Raw genomic sequence first — 19,209 nt, forward strand, 5'->3', positions numbered from 1 at the left:
TTAACCGTAAAAAATATCACGATAGGCGGTATACATTGATGCAGCAATCATCGGCACCACCACCAGCAGCCCTAAGCCAAACGGAATAGCACCCACGATAAACAGAACCATTGCGATAAGCGAAAAGACCAAACCGGGCAGCATGTTTTTCAGACAAGCACTGAAGCTTAGCTTCATCGCCGCAACGGCGGACATATCATTCAGCGCGACCAACGCCGGTGCAAACCAATACGCCATCACAATAGGGATAATCAATAGCGTACCGATCAAAACAGGCAACATCATCGCTGACATATCCTGTCCTAAACTTTCAAAGCTATTGCCCGCTACCAAAAAGAAGCCACCGATAATGAGCAACATCGCCACAAAAATAAACACGAGATAGAGCAGACCCACCAAGATCAGCTGCCCCACATTATGACTAAAGCCACTAAAGAGATGACCGATACGGAAATCATCGCCCTCCTCTTGAGCCTGGCAGCCCAACATAAAGCCAGCGGTAATCACCGGCGATAGCAACGTCACTAAAATGGAGCCAACCACCGGAATAATACTCAAGACGGTAGACAGCACGACCCAGATTAGCAATGCGACAAGCCAAGCAACGGGGTTTTGTTTGAAATGGTTAAACCCATCCGCCAACCAGCGCCAACCATGACCTGCAGGTACAGAAACAGGTCCGGTTAAATCGTCATCTTCATACGCCTGAGTCAAATCAGCTTCGGGTGCCTGATAAGGGTTTGAATAGCCGGTATCCGCGGTGGCTTGATCATCTGAAGAGCTGGACGAGGCACTAGATGAGGCATTAGAAACAGAATAATCAACCACACCTGACGCGGCCGGTGCAAGACCACCGGACTGTAGTGCCAAATATTTAGAGATAATAATCTTACAGCTTAGGCAGCGGTCATCCGCCATTTCCACCGAACCACATTTAGGGCAGGATTTAATGGTTTCTCCAGAAGCGGGATCCACCGTCTCATTGTCGGGTTCATCACCTTCGAGTTCAAAGCTAATGCTTGGCTTAACGACTAGGGCGACAACCTCAGTCTCAAGTCCTATCGCCGTTAATACCGCCTGATATTTTTCAGCCTGCAGTTTATCGAGATCACTTTTGATGACGGTTTCTTTACCCGACATCACCAACGCCCGCGCCTTGGTTTCACTACATCTGAATTTTTCAGCAAATGCCGCTATGACGTCTTCTGGCTCATGCTCGTTGGCCAGCGTTCCAGTAAAGACTACTTTAAATTGATCTGACATTTGCAAATATCCCTGTTGCGCCCAGTTTGAATGGTTTTCATTCTAACGCCAACCAGATTATTCACAAGAGTAAACACTTAGAAATAGGACTGAAAAACACGTAAAATTAGTAGCTTACTGCCGTTAAACTCAAAGACAAAGCTGTTCACACCGAGCTGGCAAACACGCCTCAATAACCCATTAGCGAGCCAGATCAACCGACACTTCCTCACCACCATAGCCATGCACAAGATCATGTGCACGCACTATCACTCGCGTAATATGGGCAGGAATCACCACGCCGGTCAAACCACGGGTAAAAGGCTGCTCATCTACATGGGGATGCAGTAAGACTCGACTCGCAATAATGTTACCTTCAACATCAATTAGGTCCCACTGATTGGCATAGTGATCCCAACCACTGTCTGCATGTCGAACAGTGACACTCACATCATAACGATGTGCTCCCTGCGGAATCATCTTAACCGCAATAACATCCGCCGCACCGCCCAGCGAAACACCCGGCAGCAATAACAAACCACAAAAGAGACCTACAAAATATTTAGAATTCATAACGGCAATATAACCTATTCAGCAAAGCTTCGGTCTCAGCATTTCTATTAGAACGCCCGGACGCATTAATATTCAGCTATCCCACCCTCAAACCGCAATAACTCTACGCCGATACGCCACGATCATCAGCAAACAGCTACAGGCAACAGCAATAGACAACGGAAACAGCACCGTTGTGATGGAGTAATGTTCCAACGCAAGAATAACAAACACATTACGCAGCATAAACGAGAGAAAAAACAGCTGATTCTCTTGATGTGGAAAACCATAGGCTTTACGCATTGTCGGCCCAAAGCCCAGCAGATCAACTAGGGTCAAAACAACCACCGTCCATAACGGATCTGAGGTTAAATACCAGAACGGCAACGACGCCAATGCAATCGTAAAGAACACCCAATCTGTACGCGTAATACTGATATCCGCTCGCTTAAGGAAGGCTAATACAGCAACCCCCACGGTAACAACGCCGGATAAACCGATAGGCCAAGCCCCGATGCCGCCTTGCGCTTCAAGCTGAGCAAAGAAAACAATAACCGTGGTGATGCCCCAGATAAACCAAGAAAAAACATGTGGCCGCGTGTTACCTCGTAAGATTGAACGAATATAGGGAACAAACGCCGCGAAGGTTAACAGGATGGCCAATCCACTGAAAATAAGCTTAAGGTGAGTATCAATCATAACGTCGGCTATTCCTTTTTAACGCTGCAGGGCACAAAACAGAACCCACGACTCTATCAAGAACGATCATTCTTAATAGTCTGCACAAGAAGGTCAATGCCCGTTAACGACGCCTTATTGATGAGAATTCACCAAGACTCTCCACCAAGATAGACACTCACTTAAGCCATAAAATATCAACGGGTCCGCTGCTTTAGCTTCATCAACCATACACCCTTAGCATCCGCCTATGGTGGCCTTACCGGCCACTAACACTGCCAATCATTAACGCTTGCTCAGAGTACTTGCCTGAAGACGACACTGAGACACAAATGAAAACAAGTACGCTTTAATAAACCAAAAAGGCCGATACATCGCGGTATCGGCCTTTTTACATACTCGACATTAACAGCTCTTAAAGCATTTCAACCGCAACGGCTGTCGCTTCTCCGCCGCCGATACAGAGCGTCGCAACACCCGTTTTCTTACCTAGGTTTTTCAGTGCATAAAGCAGTGTCACCAGAATGCGTGAACCGGATGAACCGATCGGATGACCCAAGGCACAAGCACCACCGTTAACATTCACTTTACTAGCGTCCAGATCCAGCTCACTAATCGCCAACATAGACACCACCGCAAAGGCTTCATTGATCTCATACAGATCAACATCATCTTTGCTCCAACCCGCACGCGCCAGCACTTTACTGATGGCACCAATTGGGGCGATAGAAAACTCGGCCGGTAACTGTGCATGAGTCGAATGTGCAACGATACGGGCCATCGGTTTAAGACCCCGTTTTTGTGCTTCAGATTCGCGCATCAACACCAATGCAGAACCACCATCAGAGATTGAACTTGAATTCGCCGCAGTGATAGTGCCATCCTTTTTAAAGGCGGGGTTCAGCTTACGAATTTTTTCAACCTGGGCATTACCAGGCTGCTCATCGGTATCAATCACCGTATCCCCTTTACGGGACTTAACCGTTACCGCGGCGATCTCATCTTTGAAACGGCCGGTTTCGATCGCTTTCAATGCCTTTTCCAGTGAGCCAATGGCGAAATCATCCATCGCTTCGCGGGTCACATTAAAATCATCAGCGCTTTGCTGAGCAAAACTACCCATCAAACCACCTTCGTAAGCATCTTCAAGGCCATCAAAAAACATATGGTCTATCGCTTGTTGATGCCCCATACGCATACCTGCCCGCGCCTTAGGTAACAAATACGGTGCCTGACTCATATTTTCCATGCCACCAGCAACCATAATATCAACCTGCCCCGCTTTGAGCTGATCATGCGCCAGCATCACGGCTTTCATACCAGAACCACACATCTTATTGACGGTGGTTGCTCCAGCAGCATCATGAATGCCTGCACCACGAGCCGCTTGACGCGCGGGCGCTTGCCCCAAACCAGCTGGCAGCACACAACCCATGATAACTTCATCAACTTCGTTACCCTGGACACCTGCGCGCTCCAGCGCCGCTTTAATCGCCGTGGCACACAGATCAGGAGAGCGCACATCACTCAACGCGCCCATCATTCCGCCCATAGGTGTACGGGCTGCACTGACAATTACAATTGAATCCTGACTCATCTTTCTCCACTCCTGACCAGATAGATTAAACCTTAACGGTAAACTTGACGGTAAAAAGGGACGCAGGCTTGCGTCCCTTTTATAGTATCTATGCGTTTAAAAACAGCGCATTCAGATAATTAGCATGACAGCCTTAGTTGAAGTTTTTCTTCATCATCTTTTGGAACTCACCCACTAAACCGCTGCGGAATGCCAAGACACAGATAATAAAGATAACGCCCATCACAATATTGATATAGTTACCCAATTCGCCCCCAGACAGTAGGTTCTGAATTGAGACCACCACACCGGCCCCCACCAAGGGTCCGAAAATAGTGCCCATACCACCGAGCAAGGTCATCAACACCACTTCACCGGACATGTGCCAATGAACATCGGTCAATGACGCCAACTGGAATACCAATGTTTTGGTTGAGCCAGCCAAACCGGCCAAGGCTGACGAAATAATAAAGGCGACCCATTTGTAATCATTAACGTTGTAACCCAGAGACACGGCACGCGGTTCATTTTCACGAATCGCTTTCAAGATTTGCCCAAATGGAGAGTGCACCGTCCGATGAATTAACCAGAACCCGAAGACAAAGATCGCTAAGACAAAATAGTACATGGCGAAGTTGTCAGATAGATCGATCAAACCGAACAGCGAACCACGCGGCACCCCTTGCACCCCATCTTCACCACCGGTAAATGGCGCTTGCAGATAGAAGAAGAAGGCTAACTGAGCCAATGCCAGTGTCACCATCGCAAAGTAGATACCCTCACGTTTAACCGCCAACTTACCGTAAACAGCGCCTAGCAATCCGGCACCAACCGTCCCGGCCAAAATACCCAGCTCAGGCGTAATTCCGGTTTCCAACATTAGATAACCGGTGATATAGCCCCCGGTTCCGAGAAACGCGGCATGACCAAATGAAAGTAAACCAACATACCCCAACAACAGGTTAAAGGCGCAAGCAAACAGTGCAAAGCACAGTAGTTTCATCAAAAAAACTGGATACACAAGACTCGGTGCAACCAAAGCAACAACGATCAGAAACAGGTAGAGTTTATTTATTTTCATGTCTAACTCCTACGCCTCTTTACCAAACAGACCGGCTGGCTTAACCAGCAGTACGATCACCATAAAGAGGAAAATCACAGTCGTGGATGCCTCTGGGTAGAAAAACTTAGTTAGTCCTTCAACCACCCCCATCATCAGGCCGGTGAGAATCGCGCCGCCAATGGACCCCATCCCACCAATAACCACGATGGCAAACACCACAATGAGAAGATTCGACCCCATATCAGGACTGACGGAATAAACAGGCGCTGCCAGCACACCCGCGAATCCGGCTAATGCCACACCAAAACCGAAGGTTAAGGTAGTAATCAACGGCACATTAATACCGAACCCTTGCATTAACTGAGGATTTTCCGTGCCTGCCCGCAAATAAGCTCCAAGCTTGGTTTTTTCTATCACCCACCAGGTGCTAAAACAGACCACCAACGAGCTGACGATAATCCATGCACGGTAGTTAGGCAGATACATAAAGGGTAATTTAGTCCCACCTTTCAGCTCATCAGGAATCTGATAAGGCAAACCGGAAGAACCATAAATATGGGTAAACGCCCCCTGCAGCACCAAGGCAATACCAAAGGTTAGCAGCAGACTGTAAAGGTGGTCCTCGTTAGCAATCGGACGCACTAAAAAGCGCTCCATCAGAATGGCTAACAAGCCAATCGCTATCGGCACCAGAATCAGCGCCCACCAATAATTGATGCCCATGTAATTAAGGGCCATCCAAGCAAAGAAAGCGCCGAGCATATACATCGCGCCCTGCGCGAAGTTTATAATTTTTAACAAACCAAAAATAATCGCGAGGCCAAGACTTAGTAGTGCATAGAAAGATCCATTGATCAGTCCTACTAACAATTGTCCCGACAGCGCAAACAGATTAATACCAAATATCGTCGCCATAACATCACCCAGAAGCAAGGCGCGATGTAAAATTGTCCCCTTCGGCCAACCTCACATACGCCTTTCAAACTATCTTTTCAGATAAGACCGGGGGTAGGTAACAGCGCTACGCCACCCCCTAATTTCAAGTAAAACCGATAAGAGTTGTTACTCAGCCTTATTTGAAGTCACACTCAGGTAGCATAGGGTTAAATGCCACGTCACCTGGAATCACCGCTTCGATGTTATAAATATCATCTGAAGATGAACGGCTTGCTGCATCTTTGATGCTAACCAATAACATATCGTGAACCATCCGGCCATCGTTACGCAGGGTCGCATTACGGGCAAAGAAGTCATCAGGCTTAGTTTGCTTCATCTGCTTCATAACCGCATCAGACTCATCAGTGCCGGCCGCTTTAATCGCATTCAGGTAATGCATGACCATTGAATACTGACCTGCCTGACCCATTGATGGGATAACACCATGACGTGCCTTAAAGCGAGCAGACCACTCACGTGTTTGATCATCCATATCCCAATAGAAACCGGAAGTCGCTTTCATACCCGCGGCAATAGCGGGATCAAGTGCCAAGGCATCATTGGTAAATACCAACAAACCAGCAACTTCTGTTGTTTCAGTCAAACCAAATTCAGCAGATGTTTTCAATGAGTTAACAAAGTCACCGCCGGCATTAGCCAGACCGACTACGTCAGCACCGGATGCTTGAGCCTGAAGTACGTAAGAAGAGAAATCGGTAGTACCGAAAGGTGCACGCACCGCACCTACCACTTCACCACCACTGGATTCGATAACCTTAGTCGCAATACCTTCTAGCGCATGACCAAAGGCGTAATCAGCGGTGATAAAGAACCATTTTTTCTTACCCGCAGCCACCATCGGCTTAACGGTACCGTTAGCCAGTGCGGCAACGTTATAGGTCCAATGAACATTATAAGGTGAACATGATTTCGTCGTGAACGCATTACTTGCAGAGGTCGAGATCAGGGCAATTTTCTTCGCATCGGTCAGTACTTTAGTCGCCGCACCGGTCACTGATGAAGCCACCAAGCCGGTTACCACATCAACATTATCACTTTCAATCCACTGGCGAACTTTAGCGGAACCCACGTCAGGCTTGTTTTGATCATCGGCACTCACTATTTCAATGGGCTTACCCAGAACAGTACCGCCAAAATCTTCAACGGCCATTTCTACCGCAGTTACACAGCCTTGACCACAGATATCGGCATAAACACCGCCCATATCGACCAAAACACCGATTTTAACCACATCATTAGAGATACCTGCAGCCTGAACACCGGTGGTTGCAGCCACAGTCATTGCTACAGCCAAAAGGGTCTTCTTCATTGCTTTCATGTTGTCACTCCTGATTGAGAACTTTTTATTTTTATCGAACTTCATTTTTAGAGCTTTTTCTTGCTGGATAATCTTGGTTTAAACACCTAGATAGGTATTCAATAGTTCTGTTTTTGCCGCCAGCTCATCTTTCTGAACTTGCTCAACAATATGCCCGTGCTCCATCACATAGTGCCGATCCGCAATCGGTGCGGCGAAACGGAAGTTTTGTTCGACCAATAAAATGGTCAACCCCCGTTCTTTAAGCATTAAGAGAACCTCCGCGAGCTTTTGCACAATTACCGGAGCTAAACCCTCGGTAATTTCATCTAGCAGCAGAATATTAGCGCCGGTACGTAAAATACGCGCCATCGCTAGCATCTGTTGTTCACCACCGGATAAACGGGTCCCTTGACTATAGCGGCGTTCAGCTAAGTTAGGGAAGATCTCATAAATTTCATCAACACTCATGCCGTCGGAACGAACGTTCGGCGGTAGCATCAAGTTTTCTTCAACATTCAAGCTTGAAAAAATACCGCGCTCTTCTGGACAGTAACCAACACCGAGATGGGCAATTTTATGTGCCGGCATGCCGATAGCTTCATTACCGTTGATATTAATTGAACCGGTACGCCGACCGACCATATTCATGATGGCTTTCAGTGTTGTCGAACGACCCGCACCGTTACGTCCGAGCAGCGTGACCAACTCACCCTGCATAATGGTCATATCGATACCATGCAGAATATGGGATTCACCGTAATAAGCATGCAGATCATTTATGCGGATCTTTTCACCTGTTGTGCTCATACCTCCTCCCCTTTGGCTGCGCTCGCTTTTCCAGCGACATTGGCGGCGGCAATCGCCTGAGCGACTTCATCATCGGCTTCAACCCCCATATACGCCTCGCGTACCTGTGGATCTTGTGACACCGTTTCGTAGTCACCTTCAGTTAGGATGGCACCACGCTGTAATACAGTGATAGTATCCGCCAGTTGAGCCACTACATGTAAGTTATGCTCAACCATCAAGATAGTGCGATTCGCCGAAACCTTTTTAATCAGATCGGCAACCACGCTGACATCTTCATGTCCCATGCCTTGAGTTGGCTCATCCAGCAATAACATTTCAGGATCGAGTGCCAAAGTAGTAGCGATTTCAAGAGCTCGTTTACGGCCATAGGGCAGATCCACGGTCAACGCATCGGCATACTCTTTCAGACCGACTTCATCTAACAGTTCCAGCGCCCGGTCATTGAGTTTATCCAACACCTTAACTGACTTCCAAAAATGGAAACTATTACCCTCATTACGTTGCAGAGCAATACGTACATTTTCAATAACGGATAGATGTGGGAATACGGCGGAAATTTGAAATGAACGAACAATGCCTTTTCGAGCAATCGCCGCAGACTTCATTGAGGTGATATCTTCACCGTTATAAAGAATAGTGCCCCGAGTGGGCGTGAGAAATTTTGTTAGCAGGTTAAATACAGTTGTCTTACCGGCACCATTAGGCCCGATCAGCGCATGTATTGTTCCCCGCTCAACTTTGAGATTTACATCATCAACGGCGGTAAAGCCCTTGAATTCCTTAACCAGATTCCTGGTTTCGAGAACATAGTCGGCACTCATGAAGAACCAGCCCCACTTATTTTGTTTATATTTGTTTTTATTATCAAATGGACAGAAATATCTACTGCCCATATCAGCCTTGCAACCAAGTTAGCAATTTCCCCTACTGGATAACAAGTACTACTTTAGTCTAACACTACAACTATGTGATTAGCTACCACAACTAGAATCGTTATTTATCAATCAGTTAAGTCAATTCATACAAAATGTAACAGTTTAGGGGATTTCACTTATATGCTTTACGTTTACGTAAACTTCCGCTACATTATCCCTCAATGAGTCAATCAGCGAGGTCAGTATGCAGATTAACAATACAGGTACTTTTTCAATTAGCGAACTGGCCAGCGAGTTTGATGTAACGACGCGTAGCATCCGTTTTTATGAAGATCAGCAGCTACTCTTCCCTACCCGCCGCGGGCAAACCCGTATCTACAGCGCGCAGGACAGAGTACGGTTAAAGCTGATTTTACGAGGCAAACGCTTAGGCTTCTCTCTTGCAGAAACGCGCGAATTGTTCGCCCTTTGGGATGAAACGCCCACCGGCAGCATAAAGCAGCTACAGTTACTAATGGCCAAGATCGAAGAGAAGAAGGCTGCTCTTGAGCAACAGCTTAACGATATCGCCATGCTGCAGTTGGAGCTGGACAGTGCAGAAAGCCGCTGCCGTGAGGCGATGACAGAATTAAATGCAAAAACAGCAACTGAGAAGTCGGTTTAGGTCACTGCATTAATGCAGCCCATGCCAGATAACGATAGGTTGGCGACAAACCAACAACAATAAACGTAAACCGGAAACGGCCAAGGCAACCTTAACAACTTGCCCAGCCAACTCCTAAAGCCAGGTGGACAGAAAATGATTGCACAGTATAGCTCACTTAATTTTGGACTCGGCGAAACACTGGACATGCTGCGAGAGCAGGTCAACAGTTTTGCTGCACAGGAAATCGCCCCTCGCGCTGACCAGATCGACCGCGATAACGAGTTCCCCAATGATCTATGGCGCAAATTTGGTGATATGGGTTTGCTCGGGATTACCGTTAAAGAAGAGTACGGCGGCGTTGAGATGGGTTACCTTGCCCATATGATCGCGATGGAAGAGATTAGCCGAGCGTCTGCTTCTGTTGGTCTGTCCTACGGTGCCCATTCAAACCTGTGTATCAACCAGATCCACCGCAATGGTACTCATGAACAAAAGTTAACTTACCTACCGAAGCTGATCAGCGGCGAACACATCGGCGCACTGGCAATGTCCGAACCGAATGCGGGCTCCGATGTCGTTTCCATGAAACTCACCGCCCGCGATAACGGCGATCATTACTTGCTGAACGGCAACAAGATGTGGATCACCAATGGTCCAGATGCCAACACGTACGTTATTTATGCTAAAACCGATGTTGCTGCAGGTGCTAAAGGGATCACCGCCTTTATCGTTGAACGTGATTACCCTGGCTTTTCTCGTCACCAGAAACTCGACAAACTGGGGATGCGTGGATCCAACACCTGTGAGCTCGTTTTCCAAGACTGCCCAGTACCAAAAGAAAATATTCTCGGTGAGCTGAATGGTGGTGTTCGCGTATTGATGTCTGGCCTAGACTACGAACGACTGGTACTAGCAGGCGGCCCACTGGGCATTATGCAAGCGGCGATGGATATCACCATTCCTTACACCCGCGACCGGGTACAGTTTGGTAAAGCGATCGGTGAGTTCGAAATGGTACAGGGCAAAGTAGCCGATATGTACACCCTGATGAACGCCTCTAAATCCTACGCTTACACCGTTGCACAATCTGCAATGCGCGGCGAAACATCACGTAAAGACTGTGCTGCGGTCATTCTCTATACCGCGGAGATGGCTACCAAGATTGCCCTCGACGCTATTCAGTTACTGGGCGGCAACGGTTATATCAATGAGTTCCCAACCGGACGACTGCTGCGCGATGCCAAGCTTTATGAAATCGGTGCCGGCACCTCTGAGATCCGCCGGATGCTGATCGGCCGCGAATTGTTCCTGAATAAATAGATCCGTTTCATCAGTGGATCCTTCGTAAGAAGGTTTGGGGGTGGCGCAATCCACCCCTCGTTTTCACATAGATAAACGATGTCAGATACCGATGGTACGTCCAGCGGGCGTGATATCAGAGGAAGAGCAATGGCTACAATTACAACAAAAATAAATCCCCGAGCGGAAGAGTTTCGCGCTAATTACGACGCGATGACCGCCGAGGTAAACGACCTGCGCGAGAAAGCAGCCAGGATTCACCAAGGTGGCGGCGCTAAATACCAAGAACGCCATCTGTCCCGCGGAAAACTACTGCCACGGGAACGTATTAATACTCTGCTAGATGACGGTTCCCCGCTGTTGGAACTCTCTCAACTAGCCGCCTATAAAGTCTACGATGACGATGTACCCGCTGCGGGTATCATCACTGGCATAGGCCGGGTTAGCGGTATCGAATGCATGATTATCGCCAACGATGCCACCGTAAAAGGCGGTACTTATTTTCCACTGACCGTGAAAAAACACCTTCGCGCTCAAGAGATTGCCGAACAAAATCACCTGCCCTGCATCTACCTAGTCGATTCCGGCGGCGCCAACCTGCCGCAACAAGATGATGTGTTCCCCGACCGCGACCATTTTGGCCGCATCTTTTACAATCAGGCACGCATGTCTGCCAAAGGGATTCCGCAAATTGCCGTCGTCATGGGTTTGTGTACCGCAGGCGGTGCTTATGTCCCCGCGATGGCTGACGAATCCATTATCGTCCGCGATCAAGGCACTATTTTCCTAGCCGGTCCGCCATTGGTAAAAGCCGCCACGGGTGAAGTGGTCAGTGCTGAAGATCTAGGCGGTGCCGATGTGCACTGTAAAGTCTCCGGGGTAGCCGATCATTATGCCGAAAACGATGCCCATGCACTGGAAATTGCCCGCACCTGCATCGCTAATTTGAATCGCCGTAAAGAGATCAATATCAAGACCCAGGCCAGCAAAGCACCACTCTACCCGGCTGATGAACTGTACGGCATTGTCGGTACTGATTTGAGAAAACCTTACGATGTCCGTGAAGTGATTGCCCGGATTGTCGATGGTTCTGAGTTTGACGAATTCAAAAAACTCTATGGCACCACCCTCGTTACCGGTTTTGCCCATATTCATGGCTATCCAGTCGGTATTGTCGCTAATAACGGCATTCTGTTTGGTGAATCGGCTCAGAAAGGTGCGCACTTTATTGAACTGTGCTGCCAACGAAAAATACCGCTACTGTTTCTGCAAAACATTACTGGCTTTATGGTTGGGCAAAAATATGAATCCGAAGGGATCGCTAAGCATGGTGCCAAAATGGTTACCGCCGTGGCCTGTGCCGATGTACCTAAATTTACCGTTCTGATCGGTGGTAGCTTTGGGGCCGGTAACTACGGCATGTGTGGCCGAGCCTATAGTCCTAACCTGATGTTTATGTGGCCCAATGCCCGCATCTCGGTAATGGGTGGCGAACAGGCCGCCGGCGTACTGGCAACCGTTAAACGCGATAACATGGACCGTACCGGTGAGCAGTGGTCAGCGACTGAAGAGGCCGATTTTAAGCAGCCGATCATCGATACCTATGAGCACCAAGGGCACCCCTATTATGCCTCTGCTCGCCTTTGGGATGATGGCGTCATCGATCCAAAACAAACCCGCGATGTGATCGGCATGAGTTTATCGGCCGCACTCAATAAGCCGGTGGGCGATACCCACTTCGGCGTATTCCGGATGTAATGGAGAGCCTGCAGATGTCGATCAAACAAAAACAATTTGTGCTGCTAGAAAAAAGCAGTAACGGTGTTGCTGAGCTGATTATCAACCGTCCTGAAGTGCACAATGCTTTCGATGATGCGGTTATCGAACAGCTTATTGAGCAGCTAGAAGCAACCCACATAGATCCCGACGTTCGGGTGTTAGTGCTACGTTCTCGCGGCAAGAATTTTTCCGCCGGTGCCGACTTGGCCTGGATGAAACGCATGGCTAACAACACCCATGCAGAAAATCGGGTGGATGCGGGTCGTCTAGCCAAACTGATGGAATTGCTGAATAACCATAGCAAACCGACCATCGCCCTGATCCAAGGTGCCGCCTACGGGGGCGCCGTCGGTCTCGCTGCCTGTTGCGACATTGTCATCGCCGCCCAAAGCAGTGCTTTCTGCCTGTCGGAAGTTAAAATTGGCTTGATCCCCGCCGTCATCAGCCCCTATGTCGTACGGGCCATTGGTGAGCGTCAATCGCGCCGCTATTTCCTCACCGCCGAACCCTTCTCAGCCCACACGGCTCAGCAGTTTGGCTTGGTACATGAAGTGGTCGAGAACGTTGAACAACTGGACGAAGCCTGCGACCGCATGACCGCCACGCTGCAAAAAAACAGCCCGCAGGGGATGCTAGCCGCTAAACAGCTTATCTATGCCGTCAGTCAAAAAGAGATCACTGCTGAAGTGATTGATGACACCGCCCGTCGCATTGCCGATATCCGTGTCAGCGACGAAGGCCAGGAAGGGCTTAGCTCCTTTCTGCAAAAGCGTAAACCGAACTGGATTCAGGAGTAAACGGCATGTTTAATAAAATTTTAATTGCTAACCGTGGTGACCAGTTGCGCAGCAAGCTGGCGGCGAAGCCAAATTGCATGCTTAAGCACGCAGTGCGTGCAGGCAAGTTCGACACGGAGACTCACTATGTTTAATAAAATCTTAATCGCAAACCGTGGCGAAATTGCCTGCAGGGTTATCCAAACCGCTCACCGCATGGGTATCCGTTGTGTCGCCGTCTACTCTGAAGCCGACAAAAACGCCCGTCACGTCGCCATGGCCGATGAAGCCTTTCTGCTAGGTCCTGCGCCGAGCAGTGAAAGCTACCTGCGCGGCGATAAAATTCTTGAGATAGCGATACAGTCCGGTGCCCAAGCGGTGCACCCTGGATACGGTTTCCTGTCGGAAAATGCCGCCTTCGCCAAATCCTGCTTCGATAATGGTATCGAGTTTATCGGGCCACCAACCGGTGCTATCGAGGCGATGGGCTCAAAGTCTGCCGCTAAAGAGATTATGTCTCATGCTTCAGTGCCTCTGGTGCCGGGCTATCATGGCGAAGATCAATCATCTGAAGTGTTAAAAGCCGAATCCGTTCGCTGTGGTTTCCCTCAACTGCTGAAAGCCGTCGCCGGTGGTGGTGGTAAAGGGATGCGGGTAGTGGAATCGATTGAAGAGTTCGATGAAGCACTGGTATCGGCGTGCCGCGAAGCGAAAAATGCCTTCGGCAACCCGGATATGCTGATCGAACGCTATCTGACCCAACCCCGCCATGTTGAAATCCAAGTTTTCTGTGATAAACAGGGCAATGGGGTTTATCTAGCAGAACGGGACTGTTCAGTACAACGCCGCCATCAAAAAGTTATTGAGGAAGCACCGGCACCCAACTTGCCTGATGCCACCCGCAAAGCAATGGGTGAAGCCGCGGTCCGCGCCGCACAAGCGATCGATTATGTCGGCGCCGGTACCGTCGAGTTCCTCTATGATGTCGATGGTTCATTCTACTTTATGGAGATGAACACCCGATTGCAGGTTGAGCACCCGGTCACTGAGATGATTACCGGCCAGGACTTAGTCGAATGGCAGCTCAGAATCGCCAGCGGTGAACCGCTACCGTTACAGCAAGATGAGATTCGTATTAACGGCCATGCACTGGAAGCCCGTGTCTATGCAGAAGACCCTGATAATGATTTCTTGCCAGCCACCGGTACCCTGCGCTATCTGCGCACCCCTGAAGAAAACCGGCATGTACGGGTTGATACCGGAGTCGTCGAAGGCGATGAAGTCAGTGTATTTTACGATCCGATGATCGCCAAACTGATCGTTTGGGATGATGACCGCGACCGCGCGATTGCCCGTATGGAACAAGCTCTTGAGGAGTACCGCATTAGCGGTTTAACCACCAACCTGCGTTTCTTACGTAATCTAGCCGGTAGTGCGCCGTTTAAAGCGCTAGATTTAGACACCGGCTTTATCGATAAGCATGAGCAGTTGCTGTTCCCTGCCAGCAATCTTAACACCGCGTTTTGTTTAGTCATGGCGGCATGTTTCTTTAGCGAGAAAACCAAGCAACAGGCGAATAATCCAGATGACCCCTACTCCCCATTTGGCTACCAGAACAACTGGCGGCTTAACTCAGAGTATGCCCGCCCGTTAACACTGATCCATGCCGAAACCGAGTATCAGCTTAATATTCTGGAGCAAAGCGCTGAAGACTCAGGTCATTATCAGGTACAGATTGATGATGCCAGCTATCAGGTCAGCGCTGTGCTCACTGACGATCAGCTCAAAGTAGTTATTAACGGCCATCAACTGAGTGTGCATCTGTATAACGATGGCGACCACCTCACCCTGTTCCACGAAGGCGAGCAGTTTATCTGTGAACAGCACCGGGAGACGTTCGGTAGTGATGATCACGCCGCTGATAACAGCCTTACCGCACCGATGAATGGTGCTGTCGTCGCGGTGCTAGTGACTTCGGGTCAGCAGGTAAAAGCCGGCGACACCTTGGTCATTATGGAAGCAATGAAGATGGAACATAGTCTTAAGGCGCCCCATGATGGCACGGTAGCAGAGATCTATTTCGCAGAAGGCGATCTCGTGGCCGACGGAGCCGAACTGATCTCCCTTGATATCATGGAGGCGTAACAATGGCATTGCCAAAAACGGTGCGCCTATTCGAGATGGGCGCCAGAGATGGATTGCAAAACGAGTCGGGGCCCATCATTGAAACGGCCATTAAAGTTGAGCTGATTAATCGGCTCAGCGAAACCGGCCTGAGCCACATTGAGGCGGCGAGTTTTGTGTCGCCAAAATGGGTGCCTCAAATGGGCGATGCGGCAGCCGTCATGGCCGCTATTCAGCGCAAACCGGGTATCACTTACTCTGCTTTAACCCCCAATTTGAAAGGATTAGAGAGCGCTATCGCCGCTGGCGTCGATGAAGTTGCCGTGTTTGGCGCGGCCTCTGAGGCGTTTACCCAAAAAAATATTAACTGCTCAATAAAAGAGAGCTTAGCGCGCTTCGCACCGGTGATTGAGCTGGCGCGGGCCAACAACATCCGCGTCCGTGGCTATGTTTCCACCGTGATGGGTTGTCCTTACGAAGGTGAGATTGACCCAGCACAGGTTGCCAGCGTTAGCCGTGATCTACTGGATATGGGCTGCTATGAAATTTCCTTAGGCGACACCATCGGTGTTGGTACACCGTTAAAGGCTAAACGGATGCTCGAAGCCGTAAGCCAACAGGTGCCCATAGACAAACTCGCGGCTCATTTTCATGATACCTACGGCCAAGCCTTAGCCAACCTCTATGCGGTTATCGAAGAAGGCGTTGCCGTCATTGATGCGTCTGTTGCAGGTTTAGGGGTTGCCCCTATGCCAAAGGCGCATCGGGCAATGTCGCCACAGAAGACGTGCTGTACATGCTAAATGGCCTAGGTATCGAGACCGGGGTCGAGCTTGATAAGTTGGCACAAACGGGCCACTGGATCAGTGCCCAATTAGGTCGCCCGAGCGGCTCTAAAGTGGCCTTAGCACTGGGCTGCCAAGCGGTTAAATAATGATGCGGGCGCTTTCTAAGCGCCCTGCCATCTTGGCCTTAAAAGAACGCCTTGAAAGAACATAAGGGTTTACCCTAGTATAGACACTCTATAAGACTCAGGATAAGCCACTGCTTATTGGCTCTGAAGGACAAAAATAATACGGAGTACGACAATGTCACAACCTGATCATGTTACCGCACTAGACCTTAACTATCCGTCACGGGACGAATTACCTGACGATGTTAAAAAATACTTTGATGTCTGCAATGAAAAACTGGGCATGATTCCGAATGTCCTGAAAGCCTACAGTCAAAATCTGGCGCAATTAGAGGTTTTCTCTAAGTTTTATAACGAACTCATGTTCGGCGAAAGCAATATAACCCCCCTCGAACGCGAGATGATCGCCGTGGCGGTTTCCTCTCAGAACCATTGTTTCTATTGCATCGCCGCTCATGGCGCAGCACTACGAAACTATTCCGGCGATCCCGCTTTAGGTGAACTGATCGCAATTAACTATCGGGCCGCTGATCTATCACTGCGCCATCGCGCCATGCTTGATTTCGTCGTCAAAATGACGATTTCACCTGATTGCATTATCGAGAGTGATCGTCAGGCCCTAAGAGACGCTGAATTCAGTGACCAAGATATCTGGGATATTGCTAACGTGGCCGGGTTCTACAATATGACCAACCGGGTCGCCGGCGCCGTTGATATGCAGCCTAATCCTGAATATCACGCCCAAGCACGATAAAGACAACACAGCAAAGGACCGCCCTGCCAGATTGACAGGACGAAGAACTAATCCTCGATTTATAAAAATAACGGTGGGAAACAAGCAATGAGCAACACACAACCCAGCTATACCAGCGGCACCAGCAACACTCCCTTGCTGGGCATGACCATTGGCGATAAATTTGATGAAACCTGCGCGACCTATCCTGATAACGATGCGTTAATCGTGCATTATCAGAATATTCATTGGAGCTACGCAGAATTACAAGCAAAAGTAGAACAGTGCGCTCGCGCCCTGCTGGCCGTCGGTATCGAACCCGGTGACCGAATTGGTATGTGGTCGCCGAATACGGCACAGTGGACCATCACCCAATTTGCCAGCGCCAAAGTCGGCGCCATACTGGTGAACATCAACCCAGCTTATCGCCTGCACGAACTGGAATACGCCCTGAACCAGTCCGGCGCCCGGTTCTTAGTAACAGCGGACACCTTTAAAAGCTCTAACTACACCCAAATGCTGCTAGAGCTTGCGCCCGAGCTAAACCAGTGCGAACCAGGCCAGCTCAAATCTGCCAAGCTGAAGCAACTTGAATGCATTATCAATCTCTCGGATGAGCAACATCCCGGTATGTGGCGTTGGGATGATTTTGTCGAACAGGCGGATAAAGTTGAGCTGCAACGGGTGAAAGATATTCAGGCAACCCTACAGTTCGATGACCCCATCAATATCCAGTACACCTCGGGCACCACAGGCTTCCCCAAAGGCGCTACGCTGAGCCACCATAATATTCTTAATAACGGTTTTTTTGTTGCCGAAAGCCAGAACTTTACCCACAAAGACCGGCTGATTATTCCTGTGCCGCTCTACCACTGCTTTGGCATGGTGATGGGTAACTTAGGTTGCGTCACCCATGGTGCTACCATGATCTACCCCACTGAAGGTTTCGAACCTAAAGCGGTATTGGAAGCCGTACAAAAAGAAAAGGCCACTGCACTGTATGGCGTGCCAACTATGTTCATCGCCGAACTGGAAGATCCTGACTTCGATAGTTATGACCTCTCCTCCCTGCGCACCGGTATTATGGCGGGTTCAATCTGCCCCGCAGAAGTCATGAAAGCGGTTAACGCTAAGATGAATATGAAAGAGGTGCAGATCGCCTACGGTATGACCGAAACCAGCCCGGTATCGACGCAAACCGCCGCTGACGACCCGTTTGATAAGCAGGTTACCACCGTTGGCCGGACTCAGCCTCACCTGGAAAGTAAAATTACTGATCCGCTAACCGGACGCATTGTGCCCCGCGGCGAAATCGGAGAGCTTTGCACTCGAGGTTACAGTGTGATGGTCAAATACTGGAACAATGAAGAGGGTACGAAAAAAGCCATTGATGAAAATGGCTGGATGCATACCGAAGATCTCGCCACCATGGATGAAGAAGGCTACATTCAGATCGTGGGCCGTATCAAAGATATGGTTATCCGCGGCGGTGAGAATGTTTACCCTAAAGAGATCGAAGAGTTTCTCTACACCCATCCTAATATCACCGATGTTCAGGTGACAGGCGTACCGGATAAAAAATATGGTGAAGAGCTGATCGCCTGGGTGAAACTGAGTGTCGATTCTGAAAGCGTTACCGAACATCAACTGCGGGAGTTCTGCAAAGGCCAGATCACCCACTTTAAAATCCCTCGATACTTTAAATTTGTCGATGAATTTCCGATGACGGTGACCGGTAAGATCCAGAAATTTAAAATGCGCGAGATCTCCATTAAAGAACTAGGACTCGATGATATCTAAAGCATCAGGGTGATACTATACGGGGTCTTATGACCCCGTTTTTTTTGGCGCTTAACCCCGCTAAACAGCCCATTAAATCATCTAAA

Annotated in this window: 17 protein-coding genes and 1 pseudogene; 9 read left to right on the top strand and 9 right to left on the bottom strand. The window is 49.1% G+C overall.

All coding sequences use genetic code 11. The features are described from left to right. The 9 genes from AC0L4K_RS11615 to AC0L4K_RS11655 all read right to left on the bottom strand — a co-directional run bounded on the left by AC0L4K_RS11615 (nucleotide 1) and on the right by AC0L4K_RS11655 (nucleotide 8,999). Nucleotides 1–1,263 (bottom strand): BPSS1780 family membrane protein, encoded by a 1,263-nt coding sequence (locus AC0L4K_RS11615; RefSeq protein WP_417222151.1) that lies wholly within the window; start codon nucleotides 1,261–1,263, stop codon nucleotides 1–3. A gap of 180 nt (nucleotides 1,264–1,443) precedes the next feature. Beyond that, nucleotides 1,444–1,815 carry a hypothetical protein gene (locus AC0L4K_RS11620; RefSeq protein WP_417222148.1) on the bottom strand — a complete coding sequence of 124 codons (372 nt, stop codon included), beginning with the start codon at nucleotides 1,813–1,815 and terminating at the stop codon, nucleotides 1,444–1,446. An 87-nt stretch (nucleotides 1,816–1,902) separates the two neighbouring features. Next, nucleotides 1,903–2,493: a hypothetical protein gene (locus AC0L4K_RS11625; RefSeq protein WP_473266249.1), complete on the bottom strand. Its 591-nt coding sequence runs from the start codon at nucleotides 2,491–2,493 to the stop codon at nucleotides 1,903–1,905. A gap of 394 nt (nucleotides 2,494–2,887) precedes the next feature. Continuing rightward, on the bottom strand, nucleotides 2,888–4,069 hold the full coding sequence (locus AC0L4K_RS11630; RefSeq protein WP_417222144.1) for a thiolase family protein: 1,182 nt from the start codon (nucleotides 4,067–4,069) through the stop codon (nucleotides 2,888–2,890). 133 nt (nucleotides 4,070–4,202) lie between these two features. Further along, complete coding sequence (locus AC0L4K_RS11635; RefSeq protein ID WP_417222141.1) at nucleotides 4,203–5,129, bottom strand: branched-chain amino acid ABC transporter permease; 927 nt, start codon at nucleotides 5,127–5,129, stop codon at nucleotides 4,203–4,205. 9 nt (nucleotides 5,130–5,138) lie between these two features. Further along, nucleotides 5,139–6,026 carry a branched-chain amino acid ABC transporter permease gene (locus AC0L4K_RS11640; protein WP_417222139.1) on the bottom strand — a complete coding sequence of 296 codons (888 nt, stop codon included), beginning with the start codon at nucleotides 6,024–6,026 and terminating at the stop codon, nucleotides 5,139–5,141. 157 nt (nucleotides 6,027–6,183) lie between these two features. After that, complete coding sequence (locus AC0L4K_RS11645; protein ID WP_417222137.1) at nucleotides 6,184–7,386, bottom strand: ABC transporter substrate-binding protein; 1,203 nt, start codon at nucleotides 7,384–7,386, stop codon at nucleotides 6,184–6,186. Nucleotides 7,387–7,464: 78 nt separating this feature from the next. Then, complete coding sequence (locus tag AC0L4K_RS11650) at nucleotides 7,465–8,175, bottom strand: ABC transporter ATP-binding protein (protein WP_417222135.1); 711 nt, start codon at nucleotides 8,173–8,175, stop codon at nucleotides 7,465–7,467. Further along, nucleotides 8,172–8,999: an ABC transporter ATP-binding protein gene (locus AC0L4K_RS11655; RefSeq protein WP_417222133.1), complete on the bottom strand. Its 828-nt coding sequence runs from the start codon at nucleotides 8,997–8,999 to the stop codon at nucleotides 8,172–8,174. Before AC0L4K_RS11655 ends, AC0L4K_RS11650 begins: the two co-directional genes overlap by 4 nt. A gap of 298 nt (nucleotides 9,000–9,297) precedes the next feature. On the opposite strand from AC0L4K_RS11655, the gene AC0L4K_RS11660 reads away from it, so the two are divergent. From AC0L4K_RS11660 to AC0L4K_RS11700, 9 genes and pseudogenes are all read left to right on the top strand, one after another. Next, nucleotides 9,298–9,717, top strand: coding sequence for a MerR family transcriptional regulator (locus AC0L4K_RS11660; protein ID WP_417222130.1), 420 nt, complete (start codon nucleotides 9,298–9,300; stop codon nucleotides 9,715–9,717). A 135-nt stretch (nucleotides 9,718–9,852) separates the two neighbouring features. Continuing rightward, nucleotides 9,853–11,019 carry an isovaleryl-CoA dehydrogenase gene (locus tag AC0L4K_RS11665; protein WP_417222127.1) on the top strand — a complete coding sequence of 389 codons (1,167 nt, stop codon included), beginning with the start codon at nucleotides 9,853–9,855 and terminating at the stop codon, nucleotides 11,017–11,019. 129 nt (nucleotides 11,020–11,148) lie between these two features. After that, nucleotides 11,149–12,756 (top strand): carboxyl transferase domain-containing protein, encoded by a 1,608-nt coding sequence (locus AC0L4K_RS11670; protein WP_417222124.1) that lies wholly within the window; start codon nucleotides 11,149–11,151, stop codon nucleotides 12,754–12,756. A gap of 14 nt (nucleotides 12,757–12,770) precedes the next feature. Next, on the top strand, nucleotides 12,771–13,574 hold the full coding sequence (locus AC0L4K_RS11675) for an enoyl-CoA hydratase/isomerase family protein (protein ID WP_417222122.1): 804 nt from the start codon (nucleotides 12,771–12,773) through the stop codon (nucleotides 13,572–13,574). A 5-nt stretch (nucleotides 13,575–13,579) separates the two neighbouring features. Continuing rightward, nucleotides 13,580–13,708 carry a hypothetical protein gene (locus tag AC0L4K_RS11680; RefSeq protein WP_473266255.1) on the top strand — a complete coding sequence of 43 codons (129 nt, stop codon included), beginning with the start codon at nucleotides 13,580–13,582 and terminating at the stop codon, nucleotides 13,706–13,708. Then, on the top strand, nucleotides 13,701–15,698 hold the full coding sequence (locus AC0L4K_RS11685; RefSeq protein WP_417222119.1) for an acetyl/propionyl/methylcrotonyl-CoA carboxylase subunit alpha: 1,998 nt from the start codon (nucleotides 13,701–13,703) through the stop codon (nucleotides 15,696–15,698). The genes AC0L4K_RS11680 and AC0L4K_RS11685 overlap by 8 nt, the downstream gene beginning before the upstream one ends. A gap of 2 nt (nucleotides 15,699–15,700) precedes the next feature. Continuing rightward, a pseudogene (locus AC0L4K_RS11690) lies at nucleotides 15,701–16,611 on the top strand (hydroxymethylglutaryl-CoA lyase). A 154-nt stretch (nucleotides 16,612–16,765) separates the two neighbouring features. After that, nucleotides 16,766–17,344: a peroxidase-related enzyme gene (locus AC0L4K_RS11695; RefSeq protein WP_417222114.1), complete on the top strand. Its 579-nt coding sequence runs from the start codon at nucleotides 16,766–16,768 to the stop codon at nucleotides 17,342–17,344. 87 nt (nucleotides 17,345–17,431) lie between these two features. Then, nucleotides 17,432–19,123 (top strand): AMP-binding protein, encoded by a 1,692-nt coding sequence (locus AC0L4K_RS11700; RefSeq protein WP_417222111.1) that lies wholly within the window; start codon nucleotides 17,432–17,434, stop codon nucleotides 19,121–19,123. The last annotated feature ends 86 nt before the right edge of the window (nucleotides 19,124–19,209 follow it).

It is taken from the genome of Amphritea sp. GJ51-11, assembly GCF_055808735.1.

Bases quoted from the DNA above. Each gene is read 5' to 3' on its own strand.
- AC0L4K_RS11660 (WP_417222130.1), top strand. From the start codon at position 9,298: ATGCAGATTAACAATACAGGTACTTTTTCAATTAGCGAACTGGCCAGC.
- AC0L4K_RS11615 (WP_417222151.1), bottom strand. From the start codon at position 1,263: ATGTCAGATCAATTTAAAGTAGTCTTTACTGGAACGCTGGCCAACGAG.
- AC0L4K_RS11620 (WP_417222148.1), bottom strand. From the start codon at position 1,815: ATGAATTCTAAATATTTTGTAGGTCTCTTTTGTGGTTTGTTATTGCTG.
- AC0L4K_RS11630 (WP_417222144.1), bottom strand. From the start codon at position 4,069: ATGAGTCAGGATTCAATTGTAATTGTCAGTGCAGCCCGTACACCTATG.
- AC0L4K_RS11640 (WP_417222139.1), bottom strand. From the start codon at position 6,026: ATGGCGACGATATTTGGTATTAATCTGTTTGCGCTGTCGGGACAATTG.
- AC0L4K_RS11625 (WP_473266249.1), bottom strand. From the start codon at position 2,493: ATGATTGATACTCACCTTAAGCTTATTTTCAGTGGATTGGCCATCCTG.
- AC0L4K_RS11655 (WP_417222133.1), bottom strand. From the start codon at position 8,999: ATGAGTGCCGACTATGTTCTCGAAACCAGGAATCTGGTTAAGGAATTC.
- AC0L4K_RS11695 (WP_417222114.1), top strand. From the start codon at position 16,766: ATGTCACAACCTGATCATGTTACCGCACTAGACCTTAACTATCCGTCA.
- AC0L4K_RS11665 (WP_417222127.1), top strand. From the start codon at position 9,853: ATGATTGCACAGTATAGCTCACTTAATTTTGGACTCGGCGAAACACTG.
- AC0L4K_RS11680 (WP_473266255.1), top strand. From the start codon at position 13,580: ATGTTTAATAAAATTTTAATTGCTAACCGTGGTGACCAGTTGCGCAGC.
- AC0L4K_RS11635 (WP_417222141.1), bottom strand. From the start codon at position 5,129: ATGAAAATAAATAAACTCTACCTGTTTCTGATCGTTGTTGCTTTGGTT.
- AC0L4K_RS11670 (WP_417222124.1), top strand. From the start codon at position 11,149: ATGGCTACAATTACAACAAAAATAAATCCCCGAGCGGAAGAGTTTCGC.
- AC0L4K_RS11685 (WP_417222119.1), top strand. From the start codon at position 13,701: ATGTTTAATAAAATCTTAATCGCAAACCGTGGCGAAATTGCCTGCAGG.
- AC0L4K_RS11700 (WP_417222111.1), top strand. From the start codon at position 17,432: ATGAGCAACACACAACCCAGCTATACCAGCGGCACCAGCAACACTCCC.
- AC0L4K_RS11675 (WP_417222122.1), top strand. From the start codon at position 12,771: ATGTCGATCAAACAAAAACAATTTGTGCTGCTAGAAAAAAGCAGTAAC.
- AC0L4K_RS11650 (WP_417222135.1), bottom strand. From the start codon at position 8,175: ATGAGCACAACAGGTGAAAAGATCCGCATAAATGATCTGCATGCTTAT.
- AC0L4K_RS11645 (WP_417222137.1), bottom strand. From the start codon at position 7,386: ATGAAAGCAATGAAGAAGACCCTTTTGGCTGTAGCAATGACTGTGGCT.